Here is a 16,285-nt window from a genome sequence, read left to right as displayed (position 1 = left end):
CGATTTAAAGTTCCTTCAAAAAATTCGAACAACTTGATAGATACGGTGCCATTGGCTGGATGTAAATGATGGTAAATAATCTGTTTCATATGACGTAAATAGGTTAATGTAGTGTTTCTTGCTCAACATTAACTTAGGAATATATCTAGGAACTTGAGATGGATACACTGGTAAAGAATTACAACCTTACTGCACGCGTGATGCACTGGTTATCTGCGCTGTGCATTATTGGTCTATTTGCAGTGGGTTTGTGGATGGTCGACCTTAGCTATTACAGCGAATGGTATCGAACTGCGCCACATTACCATCGCTCTGTCGGTATTTTACTCGCTATTTTAACTTTGGCACGCATTGTATGGAAACATGTTACGTCGTCACCAAAGGTAGAAGGCAAACCTTACGAAGTGCTTGCTGCTAAAGCGGCGCATGGTGTTATGTACCTACTATTGGTCACCATCTTTGTTTCAGGTTACCTCATTTCAACGTCTGATGGACGCGGTATCGAAGTGTTTAATTGGTTTACCGTGCCAGGAGCGGGAGAGTTATTCCCAGGACAATCAGACATAGCGGGTGAAATTCACTTCTACGCAGCTTGGGCCGTCATCCTGATAGCAGGTTTGCACGCTATTGCTGCGCTAAAACACCACTTTATCGATAAAGACAACACATTAAGAAAAATGTTAGGAGCTTCAAAATGAAAAAGTCACTCTTCGCTACAGGATTAGCTATCGCTATGGCACTACCATTTGGTGCGCAAGCTGCAGATTATGTCATCGATACCAAAGGTGCTCACGCTTCAATTAACTTTAAAGTTAGTCACTTGGGTTACAGCTTCATCAAAGGTCGTTTCAATACATTTTCTGGTGACTTTTCTTTTGATGAGAACAACATTGCTGATTCAAAAGTGAATGTTGTTGTTGATACAACTAGCTTAGACTCCAACCACGCTGAACGTGACAAGCACATTCGTAGTGGTGATTTCATTGATGCTGGCAAATACAGCGAAGCGACCTTTAAAAGCACAAAAGTGGTTGATAAAGGCAATGGCAAGCTAGATGTAACTGGTGATCTAACGCTACACGGTGTTACTAAGCCTATTACTATCGAAGCTGAATTTGTTGGCGCAGGTAGTGACCCATGGGGTGGTGAGCGCGCTGGCTTCGTTGGTAACACTCGCCTTGAGCTTGCTGACTTTGATATCCCAGTAATGGGTGCTTCAAGCTATGTTGATATGGAACTTCATATCGAAGGCGTTAAGAAGTAACGAACTTCTTTTAGATACAGTAAAAGCGCTCTTCAACGAAAGAGCGCTTTTTTATTACCTCAATCACAATCGACAACATTGGCAAGCCAGTTAGTGCCAGCGATTGAAAGCCAACAGACGTTGCAAGCGTTTAATGAATTACGCTGTTTCTAACTCGTTTTTTTCTACTAGGTTTAAACGCTCACCAAAAATCGGGCGTAGTGCTTTTAATACTTCAGTACGAGTAACAACACCGACCATCTGGCCATTTTCAAGTACAGGAAGTACTTGTGGCTTGCTCACTTTGATGCTTTTTGCGCGTTCTTCTAAAGATAAAGACGTCATGCGAGTGGCGATGCCCATGCTGCTCGTTGGGTACAACTGCTCTTTATCGATACATAGGAACTCGACAACATCAACGAGACGATCACCAGCATCAATTGCGACAACATCGCGGCTCATGATGTCGACGACTTTTTGGTCTTTCACCGGAATGTAGTCCTCACACCATAGCTCTACCATCACATCGTGAGCAGAGAAGAAGCCAACCAATCGATTTTGTACGTCTACAACAGGTGCGCTAGTTACGTTGTTATCAAGTAGCACATCCAGTGCGATTGCTATCGGTGTTTCTGCACTGATGGTAACTGGTTTTGGGTTCATAATGTCTTTAACAAAAGATGCATTTTTCATGGTGAAATCCTTAACTGACGAGAGTGTTGTAGTCGTTGTGATAGAAGAGATATTCGCTGCTTTTAGTTCTGGTCGGCGAAAAATACACCAGTTTGCAAGACCAACTAAAACCGCTCCGCCGACGATATTGCCAAGCGTGACAGGAATTAAGTTAGCGGTAATAAAGTGGCCAATATTTAAGTCTGCGTACTGTGAAGCGGGCACACCGACGGAGGCCCAAAAAGACTCAGGTGCAAAGTTCGCGATAACAATGCCAAGTGGAACCATAAACATGTTCGCGACACAGTGTTCAAAACCACTGCTGACAAACATGGCCACAGGCATAATTGTCATTGCTGCTTTTGTCATTGCATTTGCAGAGCTAAACGTTAACCAAATCGCGAGGCAGACCAATAGGTTACAAAGGATACCGAGCGCAAACGCTTGAATGAGAGTGTGATGAAGCTTGTGCTGCGCGATGTTAAGCGCATTTAACCCCCATTGACCGCTATCCATTTGATAAAGAGCAGCTGCAGTAACTAGCGCAAGTAGGAACATCGCACCAATGAAGTTGCCAACGTAAACCTTGCCCCAAATAGAAAGCATTTTTCCGAACGAGATTTGCTTATTGGCCCATGAGATACTGGAAAGAACTGAGCTGGTAAATAGTTCACCACCGCAGATCACGATGAGGATCAAGCCCATACTAAATGCTAATCCGCCAGCAAGACGGCTTAAGCCCCAACCAGCGCCAGCGCTGCCAGTAGTCACCGTGATGTAAAACAAGAACGCCAATCCAATGAACGCGCCCGCCATGATGGCAAGACTCAGTGTCATACTGCTGGTTTTGTTTGCTTTACTTAACGCAAATTTTTCCGCTTCAGCCATCATTTCTTTTGGAGAAAAGTACTGGTGATTTTGAGAGCTGGTCACCGCCATATTGACTCCTTAATTTGTAATCGCATAAAAATTCCTTGGTTATTAACTCAAAAATGAAATTGTTGTTTTTATTTAGAAGCCTCAATGACTTCAGTCTCAAAGTCATTGAGGCTTGCGGTGTTCCCGAACCGCACAGTCAGAATAAGGAGAAGGGTTTGGTAGGTAAAATTGATAATATTTAGAAACCTCATCAAATTAATTGATAACTTTATGCGGCTAGGTAAAATGAACTCTATTGCTTATTGGGGCATGTTTTTAACGATTGTGAGGGTATGAAAAATACTCACCAATAATGGAGGACACTTTGCGCTACTCACTTAAGCAATTAGCGGTTTTTGACGCAGTTGCAGATACCGGCAGTGTAAGCCAGGCCGCAGAGAAACTGGCTTTGACACAATCAGCGACAAGTATGTCGCTTGCGCAATTAGAAAAAATGCTTGGCAGGCCTTTATTTGAGAGGCAGGGCAAGCAAATGGCGTTAACCCATTGGGGTATGTGGCTACGACCAAAAGCAAAACGCTTATTACAAGACGCACTGCAGATTGAAATGGGCTTTTATGAGCAACATTTGTTAAGCGGTGAGATTCGCATGGGTGCGAGTCAAACTCCGGCAGAGCATCTGGTTCCAGACCTTATCAGTATCATTGATAATGACTTTCCAGAAATGCGTATTTCCCTTGGTGTGCAGAGTACAAAAGGGGTTATTGATGGCGTATTAGATTATAAATATGACTTAGGGATTATCGAGGGGCGTTGTGACGATAACCGTTTGCACCAAGAAATCTGGTGCCGAGACCATCTTACTGTTGTCGCTGCATCTCATCATCCTTTTGCTCGCAATCAATCTGTAAGCCTCGCGCAGTTAGAACAAGCGAAGTGGGTGTTGAGAGAGCATGGCTCTGGCACACGAAAAACATTTGATAGCTCTATTCATCATCTAATTGAAGATTTGGATGTGTGGCGAGAGTACGAGCACGTTCCGGTGTTACGCAGCTTAGTTGCTAACGGCCAGTACCTTACTTGTTTACCGTATTTAGATGTAGAGCGATATATAGAAGCGGGTCATCTTGTTGCGTTAAATGTGCCCGAGCTAAAAATGGAAAGGACACTGTCATTTATATGGCGAGCTGATATGGCAGAAAACCCACTAGTCGACTGCATTAAACGAGAAGGTCTGCGAATGATGAAAGGTAAGCCTTCGGTATTGTAAGTTACCACTCAAATAAGCTCTAGAAGTACAGCAATGCCACTCGCTTAATTGGGAGTGGCATATTTCTATGTACAGTATACTGAACTTCGAAGAACAAGCGTGATTCAGGAGCTTTTATGCACTCACTTGGTGATCCATGATTCTGCACGCCGATATTAGCTTCCTAGTCTCGTTAAAGCTTGCTGGAGTGACCTATTGGAACTATCCAACACACATCCTTTTTTACCTAGCACTAGAAATACTCATTCCCTAAATCTGTTGATTTATCGGTTGCGTCAAACTTTTAGTGCAAGTCATGAAATTGTTATAACCTTATTGTGATCATTATCACCGATAAACAAGGCTGATGTATCTAACATGTGTCCTTGATTTCAATGTATGAAGGCAGTTATTGAGCCATATGGGTACGATAATAGCCAAGCAGGTACGACTACCATGACGACACTTTTAGCTATCTCTATCACTACTGGAATTTTATCTGGCGTATGGGGTTGGATCGCCATTTCTTTAGGTTTGCTTTCTTGGGCTGGTTTTTTAGGTTGCACGAGCTACTTTGCTGCGCCAACTAGCGGATTGAAAGGACTTGGTATCAGCTTAATCACTAATATGACGGGTGTATTCTGGGCAATGGTAATTATCCACGGTTCAACTTACGTTGGTTTGGAAATTATCGGTTATGTGATTACCGCTATTGTGGCATTTTTCATGTGTATTCAAGCGAAACAGGCTTGGCTCGCGTACATTCCAGGCACTTTTATTGGTTCCTGCGCAACATTTGCCGCTGATGGAAACTGGCAACTTGTCATTCCATCTTTGCTGCTAGGTGGTGTGTTTGGTTATCTAATGAAAGCGACTGGACTTTGGTTGCATACGAAATCAAGCACTACTTCTTCTACGCTTGCTGAGCAAGCACAGTAGTGAACCCCCGATCTTATTTGTATCCACTGTGTATTGAGTTTTATCCCTCTCAATACCTTTAATCAAAATTAATGATGTTTGATACAAGCACACCAATTTGGTGTGCTTTTTTTGTATTACAAGGCAAGGTGTGAGTGTGAAATATTCTAACTCATGTATTGCCGTTTGCCATGGTGACAACGCGCTTAAGTGTCCAACGCAGAAGTACAGGAATGCACTCCATACCTCTCTCTTCACAGTGGGAGACAATGGCCAAAGCTAAGTCCGGTTTTGCATGCTTTTTCAAAACACGGTTTACTACTTTTTTAGCTGGGATAGGGTGATCATGAGGAACTTTGATGATGTCCTTAAAGAAAAGTTCAAACCCATGATTATATAGAAAATGTTCGATATCTCGATCAGGTAACTCTGTAAGTCTATGCCTTTCCTGATCATGATCGAGTTGCGCTCTCACGGCATGCGCGTACTTTTTACCTGCCGGGTCACCATCGGTAACAACATGCCAGTCGATACCGAACTCTTTTGCTACTTTGATCAGTGACTTCAGTCCTGACTGTGCAAATTCAACGATTTGAACTCCTTCCGCAGCTAAGTCATATCCGCATTGACGAGCCAGTTCATGAAATAACCAAACTTCAGTTTCGCCCTCTACGAGCAACCAACACCGCGCAAACAACGCCCCTGAGCGATGAAAACGAATGTGGAAACCAATTCGGCGTAACTCATCTCTACCAAACTTGGCAGAGTTTAAACTTTTGGCAATGGTTCGGTCTGACAAGCGAATCAAACGTCGGATTGAATAAAGTGGAACCGAGCCAAGTAACGTACCGCTGTTGGTAGTTAAAATCTTTTGCATTGGCAACAACTGCAATAATGACCACGCTCTAGCGAGATGAGTCGGATGTAGTCGGCCTTCCGGGTCTTCGATGATCAGTATCGGTCTTGCGCAGCGTCTTAAATCGGTAGGGCCTTTTGCTTGAAGGTAAGCATTGAGAAGCCCCATTAAAAGCAAGCGGCTTTGTTTGTCATTTGTTTCCTTAAGGAATTGACTTAATCCTTTATCAGAGGAAGGGCTCGTATAAAAAAGACCATCACGAGGTTTTCGTGGGTTACCTTTGCTGACGCTGCGGAACGCAAAATAGTGTTCGACAAGTGTTTGCATTGAATCGAGACTACTGCGAATCTCACCCTTGTTTACGTGCCCAGGCATCGCCAATAGCCGTCGGCAGGTGTTGTTGATTCGTTTTTCAATCCGAGCATTTTTGCTGTCGCCGTTGACGTGGTTTAAATCTGGGAAGCGTCGGGAGTCTCGTAGGCGGATAACAGGGTGAAGAGTCATCAACTCTACAGCGAGTTTCTCAGAGTGGTGCAGTTTCTTCGGCTTGCCGTTATGATCCAAAAATGCGTATTCAGTTTTAATATCATACTCGTCGCGAGACGCACTAATTCGATAGTAAATGACCTGCTCACCATCCTCGTTTGTGCACCATGCAGGTTTTATCCGTCGATAACGCCCAGCTTTTACTTCGTTCTTGTCTTGTGCTTTAAAGCAAACAATGATCTGCAAGTGTTGGGTTTGTGGATGAGAAATTGAGTAATCAACGTGAAAATCTTTTAGTTCGAATTGATATAATGAGCCATTAGCAGGTAGCGCGATAGAAAGGGCATCGAGCAATGATGATTTGCCCCACGTGTTCTCACCGATGAGCGTAGTGAGTTCGTCAAAAGAGAGTGAAAGGCGTTTGATGCCTCTAAACCCGGAGATTTCGATGCGTTCTAGTCTCATCTCAATCCTCCTTGCAATTATTTGAATTATAGAGAGTTATTTTGCTACTCCTAAGCATATATTAATTCGAAACATTGGAGTTAAGCTCAGTTCACAAAATTACGAGAGCCCCTTACTGAATAGAGACCGCAACAAGCGACGCTTGCTTTCAAAAGTAGTGTAGATAGCATCGTGATCACTTAAACATGAAATCAAAAAATCACAGTTTCATAAAATTCATGATTCTGTCATGATTCACTTCTTATTATTATAAGGAATGAAAAGAGAGAAGATGAAGATGAATAACAATCATAAGCCAGTGAGAATCAAACTGGCACACATCAATGACACACATTCCTACTTTGAGCCAACGTCATTACAGTTAAAGCTTAAGATCAACAAAGAACTCACGCTAGAGCCATACGTGAGTGCTGGCGGGTTTTCTCGCATCGCAACCCGAGTAGAGCAGCTACGAGACGACGCGCAACGTCAAGGGCATGGGATGTTATTTCTCCATGCTGGAGACTGTTTCCAAGGCACACTTTATTTCTCATTATTTAAAGGTAAAGCCAACGCCGATTTGTTGAATGCGTTAAAGATTGATGCGATGGCGTTAGGCAACCATGAATTGGATATGGGTAATGAACCTGTTGCCTTATTCTGTCAACGCACTCAGTTTCCATTGCTTGCTGGTAACTGGGATCTATCAAATGAATCGCTTCAAAAGCCTCACCGAGTCAGCGATAGCAACAATGTGTATAGCTATCAAACGGAGACACAAAGCGCACAATACATCGTCAAAGAGTTTCATGGTGAGCAGGTTGCGATTTTCGGATTATCCATTGATAAAATGAGCGATATCGCGAACCCAGATGTAGATACGCCATTTAAGTCTGCAATTGAAACCGCTAAGGCGACCGTAAAACAAATTCACTACTCTGGTATTAAAAATATCATTCTTCTAAGCCACTTAGGTTATGAAGGCGATTTAGAGTTGGCTGAACAAGTTGAGGGGATTGGTATTATTGTTGGTGGACATAGCCACCGACTGCAAGGCGATTTCTCATCAATAGGTTTAGGGCAAGATGACCCTTATGGTGTCAAAGTAAAAGATACCTACGTTGTGCAAGCGGGCTTTCATGCTTTGACCATGGGGCACTGCGTCATTGAATTTGATGAAAACGGCAAAGCAACCATGCTGAGTGGTCAAAATGAACTGTTACTTGGCCGACGTATTTTTTGGGACTCGACACTAAATCAACAGCTTGACCAAGGCGTATTCGAAACCGCGTGTGACTTTATCCATGGTCAACCTAATGTGGTGGTCTGTAAGAAACATCCAGAGACGCAAGCGATCTTAAATGATAAATACATCCCTCGGGTAAGACAGTTACAGTCACAAGTCATTGCTAGTATTGACACCAAAAAGCGTCATGTGCGAATCCCAGATGAGTTTGGTGAGAGCGAGCTGGCTTCTTCTGTTGCTCGTTCATTTTTGTACAGCCTAAATAAACGCGGGCATGAGGTTCAATTTGCGATTCATAATGCGGGTGGCGTGCGAACATCATTGAATCCTGGCAACATCACAGTGGCAGATATTGCCGGACGGTTGTTGCCTTTTGCCGTTCCGATCGGCTTTTACGACGTAAAAGGCAGTGCTATTCGCCGAGCACTTGAAGGCGCCATAAACAATGCACTCAACAATGATGTGGAAGGTACTGGCTCTGGCAGTTATCCATACACTTACAATTTAAACTTTGAGTACCGAGCTGATGCCCCTAAAGGTGAAAGAATTCAGTCATTAGCAATTTTTGATGGTCAACAATGGGTCGACATTCAAGACGACACCTGGTATCGAGGCACTTCCTCCGCTTATACCATGAAAGGGAAAGAAGGTTACGATGCGCTACTGGAGATGAAAGGCGAGGGGCGTGTAACCAACTTATCCATGGCAGACTGTTTTATTGAACTTCTGACCGATGAGCCAAACTGCTTGAATCAAAGTCACAAACTTTATACACAGCAACACAGATAGTAGATATTGGTATCGATTTTGCTGTCCTTCAATTGCTACATGCGATGATGAGGGTGGCAGTATGTGGAATAAAGATTGGACAGATACGGCAGTGGTGGTTGCTTGGGTCGCAATTTGGTCAACGTTAGTTTACTTTGTACCTTTGAGTGGTTTTTGAATTGCTAATAACACGGAAGTTAGGAAAGGAGCAGTTATGCTCCTTTTTTGTGTCTATGTTCTCAAAGACAACGCTCTGACTCCTAAATGTATCACCTTGAGTCACTTTCTGATCTTTACATCTAATAACAAAAGTTCACGCGGTTGAACCAATTCCTTTGTTTTTATATTTCTTTCTGATTTTTAATAAGAATTTTATTTCGATTAGACAAAGTTTTTTTGTTGGAAAGCGTTACATTCGGCGTTATCATTGCGGCGTTTGGGGAGTAGTTAGCGCAAGTTTACTTATCGTCATCTCGTTAAGCATCAGCTTATCCGGTAAGTAAAGGTGTTGCGTGATTCATCCACGCCGACACTTCAACGAGACCAACGCATTCATTGACTGGCAGCACATGATTACTATGTGACTGCTTGTTGTTATTGTCTGCGGAAGGTCACCAAACTCATGTCCTTCCGCCATGGGAGGAAGCATGTCTCTTATCGAAAGTACCACCCAATTGAGCCAATCGGCACCACTTCAAGAATCATTATCGATGTATGGTGCTTTTGGTCTTTTTACGCTTGTTCTTGTTACGCTTGATATCTATCAAACGCGTGGTGGCGTTATAACGATGAAAAAAGCCATCCTTTGGAGTGTTTTCTGGTTCTTACTTGCCTTTGTTTTTGCAGGTTCTATCTATTTATTCTGGGACTTTTACGCACCGCACAGCACTTATACGAACGATAAAGCAACGGTTTCATTCTTAACAGGCTACTTACTAGAGAAGTCGCTAAGCGTGGATAACTTGTTTGTGTTTGCCATCATCTTTGCACAATACAGTGTGCCGGAGCATTTGCGTCCGCGAGCGCTGCTTTGGGGCGTGATTGGTGCGTTAGTTCTACGGGCTATCATGATTGCGGTTGGTGCTCAGTTACTTGCGCAGTACCACTGGGTATTGTACCTCTTTGCCGCATTCCTTATTTGGACAGGTATTAAGCTTGCTCGCGACAAAGGTGAAGCAGAAGAGGTTAACCCATATCCTGAGCAGTTTATTCGCAAAATATTGCCAGTTACGGATGATTACCAAGGGAATCACTTAATCTTAAAGCAAGCTGGTAAGTGGGTGGCAACACCAATGCTGATCGTAGTCGGTGTAATTGCAGTGATGGATGTAATGTTTGCACTGGATTCTATACCTGCCATATTCGCGGTAACACGAGAGCCATTTTTAGTCTTAGCCGCGAACGTGTTTGCACTGTTGGGTTTGCGATCTTTGTACTTTGTTCTGCAAGCGATGTTAGACAAGTTTGTGTACTTAAAACCAGCATTATCGGTGATCATGATGTTTATCGGTGTAAAGATGTTATTGGTGGGAACAGAGTATGAGATTCCGACAACGTGGTCACTCACATTCTTAATCGTTGTGATGACATCAGCGGTTGTGGCATCGCTCCTCAAAAATAAGTCGAACAGTCGCTCTAGCGTTAAAATTACTAATCAAAAAATATAAGTAAAGCGCTAAAAATAAAATAAATAACGAAACTTAATGTTAAGAATATGTTGTTAGTTGAGATGACTTTATGCAGGTAACGTTAAGTTATTCAACATAATTAAACAGTTTATGACTATTTATGCTGTTATTATTCATTTGTATTTTTGATGTTTGTAATGGACTTGTTTTATTAGATAATCTAATTCGAATAGGTAAAATTTGTCATTTCTTAAACAATAAGAAACTGACTAATATACAACCAACAAAACAGACTACTGCTTTAAAGAGAGGCAATCATGGCACAAGCAATGCAAATGACAAATGTAGCTTTACCAACCTCTATGGATAAGAAAACCTACGCGGTTAACTTCAAAGGACTGATTGCTCACTTACTAGACATTCTATTCGTAGATAATACTGCACCACGCAGTTACTATGCGGAAGATTTGTCAGCTCACATTCAAAAAGATATCGGTATGTACCGTTAATCTTGAAATAATGAATGAAAATACCGGCTTATAAGCCGGTATTTTTTTAGCTGCTCAAACGCGAATAACGGAGCTAGAACTCTATACAGAGTCAATACCGGAGTAGAGGAGCTTATTCCAAATTGGTGTTCATTAGAAATGAAAACGGGGCACTAATAGTGCCCCGTTTTGACTTGTAGAGTAATACGATATTACTTCTTACGGCAGTATTCTGCGATCACGTACATTGACTGACCGCCATTTGCCTTGCCCGAAACTAGTTTCGGATCATCACCAAGGCTGATACCACGGATCACTGTGCCTTGTTTGATTACTTGGTTAGTGCCTTTAACTGGTAGGTCTTTGATTACCGTTACATCGTCACCTTTCTTAAGTTCAGTGCCGTTGCAATCCAGCGTTTTGTCATCATCAGACATACCCTTCATCGCCCAGTTCATTTGCTCTTCTTCCATGTACATCATGTCAAGAGCATCTTGAGCCCAGCTTTCAGAGTTTAGGCGAGTGAGTTGGCGCCATGCTGTCACTTGTACTGCAGGAACCTGGCTCCACATGCTTTCGTTTAGACAACGCCAGTGGTTAATGTCTTTTGGCTCATCGATCTCACCCAGACACTTATCACAAACCATGATAGCAGTATCAACGGTCACGTTACCGTGAGGTGGGACAGCGTATGCTGTTAGTTGAGATTCAGAAGAACACAGTTCACATTTTGACTCGCAGCGCGCAAGCAGAGTAGCTTCAATAGACATAAGGACTCACCTTAGTAATGTTATTTTGTGGCGGTATTATCCACTTTATCCTGAGAAATAAAAGGGTGTTAGCGAATTAAAGCCGAGATTTTACAATATTCCAACCTGATTAGTGTGAAGATGTAAAATATTCGCTAAACAAATAATACCTGTATATAAGAAAATGCATTGATTGTTTTGAATGATGAATTGGTTGCTTCATTTCTTGAGGAAGTTAGAGGTTCGTTGGGAGTATTAACTGCGCTCAGAAGTGTGGGCAGAGCCCTCTAAAAATATAGAGGGCATATTGCTAGCGTTCAATAATCTGCACAACTTGATCTTTTGAAATGCTCATTTCTTTCCCATCCATGTCTTCATACTCGTACATACCCGTTTCTTCGTTAAGGTCTGGTTTACCGTAAGAAGTAATAATTTTTCCTTCATTTGTCGACATAAGATATTGACTACTTCCGCATGCAGCAAGAAGTAAAGCTGTGGCCATTATAGTGAATATGCGCATAGGGTTTTCCTTTCAAACAAGTAAGTTAGGTACGACACCGATTTAACTATAGCAAAGGATATACGGGACGGTTTTTATGATAGAGAACGAAAAAGCCCAGTCGAAACTGGGCTTTGGTAAGAAAGGTGATACGATTACTTCAGAACGGAAGTATTAGTCACACCCGTTAAAGTGTCATCCATTAAGAAGTCTGTGTTTTCCATTTGCATCTCAACGTGATGGTCAATATCAGAAAGTGTGCCATTTGGTGAGGCAAAGGTACTGTGTGATGCAGTTGCATTAAACTGAACAAAGCTTGCAGTCGCATTCACAGCCGTATCTGAGCTGTTCACCGTTTTCAACCTCAGCTTAGTTGCAAGTGGTTCAGTACCCGCGAATGGTGCATTTGGAACGCTGTTTGGCACTGTGCTATCACCCTCAACCTCGGTCATCAAGAATGGTGTAGTTAGTGAACCAGAAGCGACCAAATCTGAGGCGTTTGTGAACGGGTCGACTGTATCTAGCGTTGTTTGTGCTGCATAGATAAATTGTGAGAAACCTGCTTCTAAAGCTGCTACTTGAGCTTCCGTTGCCGCAGCCTCAAATGCTTCGTAACATGTTTTATCTTCTAGATCCGCACATGATGCATCAGCGTAATTCGCATAGTCTTTTGATGCTGCATAAGCGAGGTTATGTTTGATCTGAGGGCCGTAATTGTCTGAACCTAGTAACAAATTACCAATTTGACCACCAGAGTTCTGTACTGATGCAGAGCTAAAGGTGTACAGCGCATCCGCAGTAGGGCTGCCTAGCGTGTTATTTGCTGCTGCGACGGCAGATGTAGCCACAATACCGCCAAGTGAATGACCTAGCATTTTGACTTTTGAACCCGTCATTGGGTTGAAGCCTTGCAGAGGACCTCCAGCTAAAAGACCGCCTTGCGCCGATACTACCAAGCTAGCGCGCAAACCCAATACATCCAGTACACTTTGACGTAGATTGTCACGCGCAACGGCTAAGTTGGAAAGATTTAGGTAAGCCAGTACATTTGCATTTGCGGAACGTTGTTCATCTAAACTACGTGTGCCATGAATAGGTAAGTCAATTGCGATAACAGCCACACCTGCTTTTACCATATTGAACGCGAACGCGTACGCATTCTCTTTTGCTGAAGTGATGCCGTGTTGATAAATCACAACGTCGGTCGCGACACCAGATTTAGGTGTGAAGACAAGTACTTCGACATCTTCTACCGATTTAACGACTGGAACTGGGGAGTAGCGAGTCACAATACGTTCACTGTCGAGTTGGGTACCATCGCTTAATGTGAGTTTAGCACCCACCAGTTTTAGCTGCTCTGTAGGATCGGTTGCAAGCTTTGTCACGTCAACAGGGTTATTTGCGAAAACGCCGGTTGATAGCTGCTGAACCATGTTCGCTTGCTCGTTCGGATCCGCCAGTGCTGCACTTAGCTTCGCTAGGCTTGGCATCGCAGATACCATTGGCTGCATGTTCCAGTTTGCCCCTTTTTCTAGATAATGAGGCAGTCTGACCACACCTTGAGTCACATTTACATCGGCACCTGACTTCGCATAAAGGCCTTTAATTGCCGTTTTAGCTGCGTCTAGGTCACTAACGTACTTACTAAAGTCATCGTCAGAGTCTAGCGCAGTGCTAAAGTCTTGGGTTGCACCAAGTGTCATTGTGTAGGCTGTTGATAAATCTACTGAACCTTCGTTCGCATCGTTTTTGTAAACCGCGTTTAATGTATTTGCACCCGTTGAAAAACCGGTTGCAGTTACACCTTTAACCGCCGCCAAAGTGTCACCTACAGACTGAGTGCTGAACCAGGAGGAGTAAACGATGTCGTCAGGGTTAACTTGAGCTAGACCAAAAATGCCTTCCACCGCTTGTGTCACCGCTTGAATAGAAGCAAGAGCACCAGTTTCATAAACGATTTCTTTCGATTTACCTGTCGCGTAACTGGCTGATGTACCGATTGGCTCACCATTCACGTCAGTAACATCTTGTGTTACTGCAAAAATGTACTCGCTTGACTCATCAAGCGCATCCATGAACTGGATATATAGAGAGTTGCCTTTTGCTTGAACAACGTAGTCTTGGTTCTGAACGAGAACTTCTTCGATTGGGTTAGACTTACCATCCCACTCGGTCAAACGTTGATTAATCTTGATGACTTTAATACCAGACGGCAGCATACCCGTTGCAAAACCATCGCCTTTAAAGTTCAGAACGATTGGCATAGACGTTGACCATCCATCCATCGTATTCATCGAGGCTCTAGGGTTGGTTAAGGCATCATCACCGTCAGTTGGCAGACCAAGCGTGCCATCTGTTGTGTCCATTAATAAGTAAGAGGGCGCAGGTACATCCGCATTCGCCCCTTGAAGCGTAAAGCTGATAGATGTTCCACGGTCGAGCAGTGCTTGGACTTCATCTTCAAATTGAACTTTGTCGGAAGTACCAGAGCTTGATGTATTATCACCACAACCAGCAAGAAGGATTGCAGAACAAAGCATTGATAATTTAAACGTGTGTTTCATTGGTTTACTCCGTAATCCCATTATTTGAAGGTGTAGTTCATCTGTACCGCGCTGATGTAAGCAGTACCTTCAGAGTCGAACTTGATCTCTTCATCCTGAGCATTTGTCTCGGTGAAAGAGCCTGATTTACTCTTAACAAGTGCAAAGCCTGCATCGAAAGTTAAATTCTCATTCATTGCGTAAGTTAGGCCCGCGCTGTACCAAAAACGGTCACTGTCAGGGATGCTCAATGTGGCTTCACCTGCTTGTTCGTCGTATGCAAAGCCCGCACGAAATGTCCAATCCGCATTGAGGGTGTAAGTGGCACCAATAGAATAACGATTGTTGTCTTCGTATTTCTCTGGTTTGTAGAAACATTGACCAGCAGTTCCATCATTACATTGAGGACTCGTCGCTTTCAGTTCTTTAAATGTGCTCCAATCGGTCTGTTGCCAGCCGTAATGTACTGCCCATTGTTCATTCAGTTGATGGAAAGCCGATAATTCGATAATTGAAGGGAGAGAGATTTTTAAACGGCCATCCACTTTTGGTGATGGAGCTCGGCCTGAGTCGTAACTACTAAACTCACCGTCGTCAAAATCTAGATCAACTTTAGAACGGTAACCAAAGCCAAAACGGTTGTTTTCATTTAGCTCGTACAAAGCGCCAATATTCCAACCCCAAGCAAAAGTTTCGCCTTCCATGCCGACAAGGTTATCGGACTTATTACCACCTAAAATACGGGCGAGTGCGCCTTTGTGACGAGTCAGCTCCGCTTCCGCGTACACTAGGTTGATACCGCCACCGACACTGAAAGACTCGTTAATACGGTAAGCGACATTAGGATTAATGTTTACTGAAAGTAGGGAAGTGTCACCCGCCATGTCACCCGCAGAAATATCATCTGGATAATCAGTAGCAACACCGTATGTGGTGAACATACCGATACCCCAAGCCCAGTTATCGTTGATAGGGCTGATGTAATAACCCGCTGGCACGACTTGTAAAGGGGCAACATCTTTCGCATGTTCTTTGTTAACCGTGTCATACACATCGACTTCAGGATCGATGATAGATAACGCGCCCGAGAATTGAGCTTCTTTGAAAAGAGTCATCGCTGCTGGGTTTCGTGCAAGAACGCTGGCATTGTCTGCGACCGCTCCTTCACCTGAAAATGCTCGACCAAGACCAGATGCTGAATGCTCAGCTACCTGGAAGCCCGCTGAATGGGCATTACACGCAAACAATATCGAAATTGTAAGCAGAGAGCAGTGCTTCTTGTTCATCCTTGACCCTCCTAGGGTGTCATAGTGTTGGACCGAAGTCCTTGTAATTGTTGTGTGATACTTACACCAGTTGTTAATACGTGAAATACAACTGTGATGTAAATGTAATGTTAATTGTATGTTTAATAACTTGTCAAAGTTTGAGCGTATTTTGCGTTTTAAATATGATGCATAGGTCAAACGGTGATTCGTAAGGGCATGTATTATCGTTATATTTTTTAAGAGAATGGTACGACCAGAATTGTTTTACGGGCTTTATGGTTAAATGGCATTCAAACCGAGAGATAGCGGGCTTTGCCGTTTCTGTACTTAGCAGGCATAATTCGCGCCT

The 16,285-nt window shown here is 43.2% G+C and carries 13 protein-coding genes; 7 read left to right on the top strand and 6 right to left on the bottom strand.

The window, feature by feature from the left end:
• Positions 1-158: 158 nt before the first annotated feature.
• Both NL644_RS04725 and NL644_RS04720 read left to right on the top strand, forming a co-directional pair.
• Complete coding sequence (locus NL644_RS04725; RefSeq protein WP_048625024.1) at positions 159-698, top strand: cytochrome b; 540 nt, start codon at positions 159-161, stop codon at positions 696-698.
• Positions 695-1,264, top strand: a complete 570-nt coding sequence (locus tag NL644_RS04720; protein WP_005395526.1) for a YceI family protein — start codon at positions 695-697, stop codon at positions 1,262-1,264. Before NL644_RS04725 ends, NL644_RS04720 begins: the two co-directional genes overlap by 4 nt.
• Before the next feature lie 138 nt (positions 1,265-1,402).
• Here NL644_RS04720 and focA read toward each other — a convergent pair whose 3' ends face one another.
• Complete coding sequence (gene focA / locus NL644_RS04715) at positions 1,403-2,854, bottom strand: formate transporter FocA (protein ID WP_253658077.1); 1,452 nt, start codon at positions 2,852-2,854, stop codon at positions 1,403-1,405.
• A gap of 304 nt (positions 2,855-3,158) precedes the next feature.
• On the opposite strand from focA, the gene NL644_RS04710 reads away from it, so the two are divergent.
• Both NL644_RS04710 and NL644_RS04705 read left to right on the top strand, forming a co-directional pair.
• The gene (locus NL644_RS04710) at positions 3,159-4,064 is read left to right on the top strand and encodes a LysR substrate-binding domain-containing protein (RefSeq protein ID WP_253658076.1); all 906 of its coding nucleotides are present in this window, start codon (positions 3,159-3,161) and stop codon (positions 4,062-4,064) included.
• A 435-nt stretch (positions 4,065-4,499) separates the two neighbouring features.
• Positions 4,500-4,982, top strand: coding sequence for a DUF1097 domain-containing protein (locus NL644_RS04705; protein WP_005395520.1), 483 nt, complete (start codon positions 4,500-4,502; stop codon positions 4,980-4,982).
• A gap of 151 nt (positions 4,983-5,133) precedes the next feature.
• On the opposite strand, the gene NL644_RS04700 is transcribed toward NL644_RS04705, so the two are convergent.
• Positions 5,134-6,768 carry an ATP-dependent endonuclease gene (locus NL644_RS04700; protein WP_012842315.1) on the bottom strand — a complete coding sequence of 545 codons (1,635 nt, stop codon included), beginning with the start codon at positions 6,766-6,768 and terminating at the stop codon, positions 5,134-5,136.
• Positions 6,769-7,039: 271 nt separating this feature from the next.
• Between NL644_RS04700 and NL644_RS04695 the strand changes: the two genes are divergently transcribed.
• The 3 genes from NL644_RS04695 to NL644_RS04685 all read left to right on the top strand — a co-directional run bounded on the left by NL644_RS04695 (position 7,040) and on the right by NL644_RS04685 (position 10,898).
• The gene (locus NL644_RS04695; RefSeq protein ID WP_253658075.1) at positions 7,040-8,782 is read left to right on the top strand and encodes a bifunctional UDP-sugar hydrolase/5'-nucleotidase; all 1,743 of its coding nucleotides are present in this window, start codon (positions 7,040-7,042) and stop codon (positions 8,780-8,782) included.
• 626 nt (positions 8,783-9,408) lie between these two features.
• Positions 9,409-10,428 (top strand): TerC/Alx family metal homeostasis membrane protein, encoded by a 1,020-nt coding sequence (locus tag NL644_RS04690; RefSeq protein ID WP_104972573.1) that lies wholly within the window; start codon positions 9,409-9,411, stop codon positions 10,426-10,428.
• A gap of 278 nt (positions 10,429-10,706) precedes the next feature.
• On the top strand, positions 10,707-10,898 hold the full coding sequence (locus tag NL644_RS04685; protein WP_005376351.1) for a hypothetical protein: 192 nt from the start codon (positions 10,707-10,709) through the stop codon (positions 10,896-10,898).
• Between the two features lie 191 nt (positions 10,899-11,089).
• On the opposite strand, the gene NL644_RS04680 is transcribed toward NL644_RS04685, so the two are convergent.
• The 4 genes from NL644_RS04680 to NL644_RS04665 all read right to left on the bottom strand — a co-directional run bounded on the left by NL644_RS04680 (position 11,090) and on the right by NL644_RS04665 (position 15,954).
• Positions 11,090-11,647: a PhnA domain-containing protein gene (locus tag NL644_RS04680; protein ID WP_005395511.1), complete on the bottom strand. Its 558-nt coding sequence runs from the start codon at positions 11,645-11,647 to the stop codon at positions 11,090-11,092.
• A 289-nt stretch (positions 11,648-11,936) separates the two neighbouring features.
• Positions 11,937-12,146, bottom strand: coding sequence for a YgdI/YgdR family lipoprotein (locus NL644_RS04675; protein ID WP_104973667.1), 210 nt, complete (start codon positions 12,144-12,146; stop codon positions 11,937-11,939).
• A 134-nt stretch (positions 12,147-12,280) separates the two neighbouring features.
• Positions 12,281-14,689, bottom strand: coding sequence for a VolA/Pla-1 family phospholipase (locus NL644_RS04670; RefSeq protein WP_253658074.1), 2,409 nt, complete (start codon positions 14,687-14,689; stop codon positions 12,281-12,283).
• A 20-nt stretch (positions 14,690-14,709) separates the two neighbouring features.
• Positions 14,710-15,954, bottom strand: coding sequence for an outer membrane protein transport protein (locus NL644_RS04665; RefSeq protein WP_012842310.1), 1,245 nt, complete (start codon positions 15,952-15,954; stop codon positions 14,710-14,712).
• Positions 15,955-16,285 lie beyond the last annotated feature (331 nt).

It is taken from the genome of Vibrio sp. Y10_XG_PY6, from assembly GCF_024181795.1.
Lineage (GTDB): Bacteria > Pseudomonadota > Gammaproteobacteria > Enterobacterales > Vibrionaceae > Vibrio > Vibrio diabolicus.
Note: the sequence above shows the minus strand (reverse complement) of the source record. Positions and strands in the feature narration are given on the sequence as shown.

Excerpts from the sequence above, each read along its gene's own strand:
- NL644_RS04695 (WP_253658075.1), top strand. The coding sequence starts at position 7,040 with ATGAAGATGAATAACAATCATAAGCCAGTGAGAATCAAACTGGCACAC.
- NL644_RS04675 (WP_104973667.1), bottom strand. The coding sequence starts at position 12,146 with ATGCGCATATTCACTATAATGGCCACAGCTTTACTTCTTGCTGCATGC.
- NL644_RS04665 (WP_012842310.1), bottom strand. The coding sequence starts at position 15,954 with ATGAACAAGAAGCACTGCTCTCTGCTTACAATTTCGATATTGTTTGCG.
- focA (WP_253658077.1), bottom strand. The coding sequence starts at position 2,854 with ATGGCGGTGACCAGCTCTCAAAATCACCAGTACTTTTCTCCAAAAGAA.
- NL644_RS04680 (WP_005395511.1), bottom strand. The coding sequence starts at position 11,647 with ATGTCTATTGAAGCTACTCTGCTTGCGCGCTGCGAGTCAAAATGTGAA.
- NL644_RS04700 (WP_012842315.1), bottom strand. The coding sequence starts at position 6,768 with ATGAGACTAGAACGCATCGAAATCTCCGGGTTTAGAGGCATCAAACGC.
- NL644_RS04720 (WP_005395526.1), top strand. The coding sequence starts at position 695 with ATGAAAAAGTCACTCTTCGCTACAGGATTAGCTATCGCTATGGCACTA.
- NL644_RS04685 (WP_005376351.1), top strand. The coding sequence starts at position 10,707 with ATGGCACAAGCAATGCAAATGACAAATGTAGCTTTACCAACCTCTATG.
- NL644_RS04690 (WP_104972573.1), top strand. The coding sequence starts at position 9,409 with ATGTCTCTTATCGAAAGTACCACCCAATTGAGCCAATCGGCACCACTT.
- NL644_RS04705 (WP_005395520.1), top strand. The coding sequence starts at position 4,500 with ATGACGACACTTTTAGCTATCTCTATCACTACTGGAATTTTATCTGGC.
- NL644_RS04670 (WP_253658074.1), bottom strand. The coding sequence starts at position 14,689 with ATGAAACACACGTTTAAATTATCAATGCTTTGTTCTGCAATCCTTCTT.
- NL644_RS04725 (WP_048625024.1), top strand. The coding sequence starts at position 159 with ATGGATACACTGGTAAAGAATTACAACCTTACTGCACGCGTGATGCAC.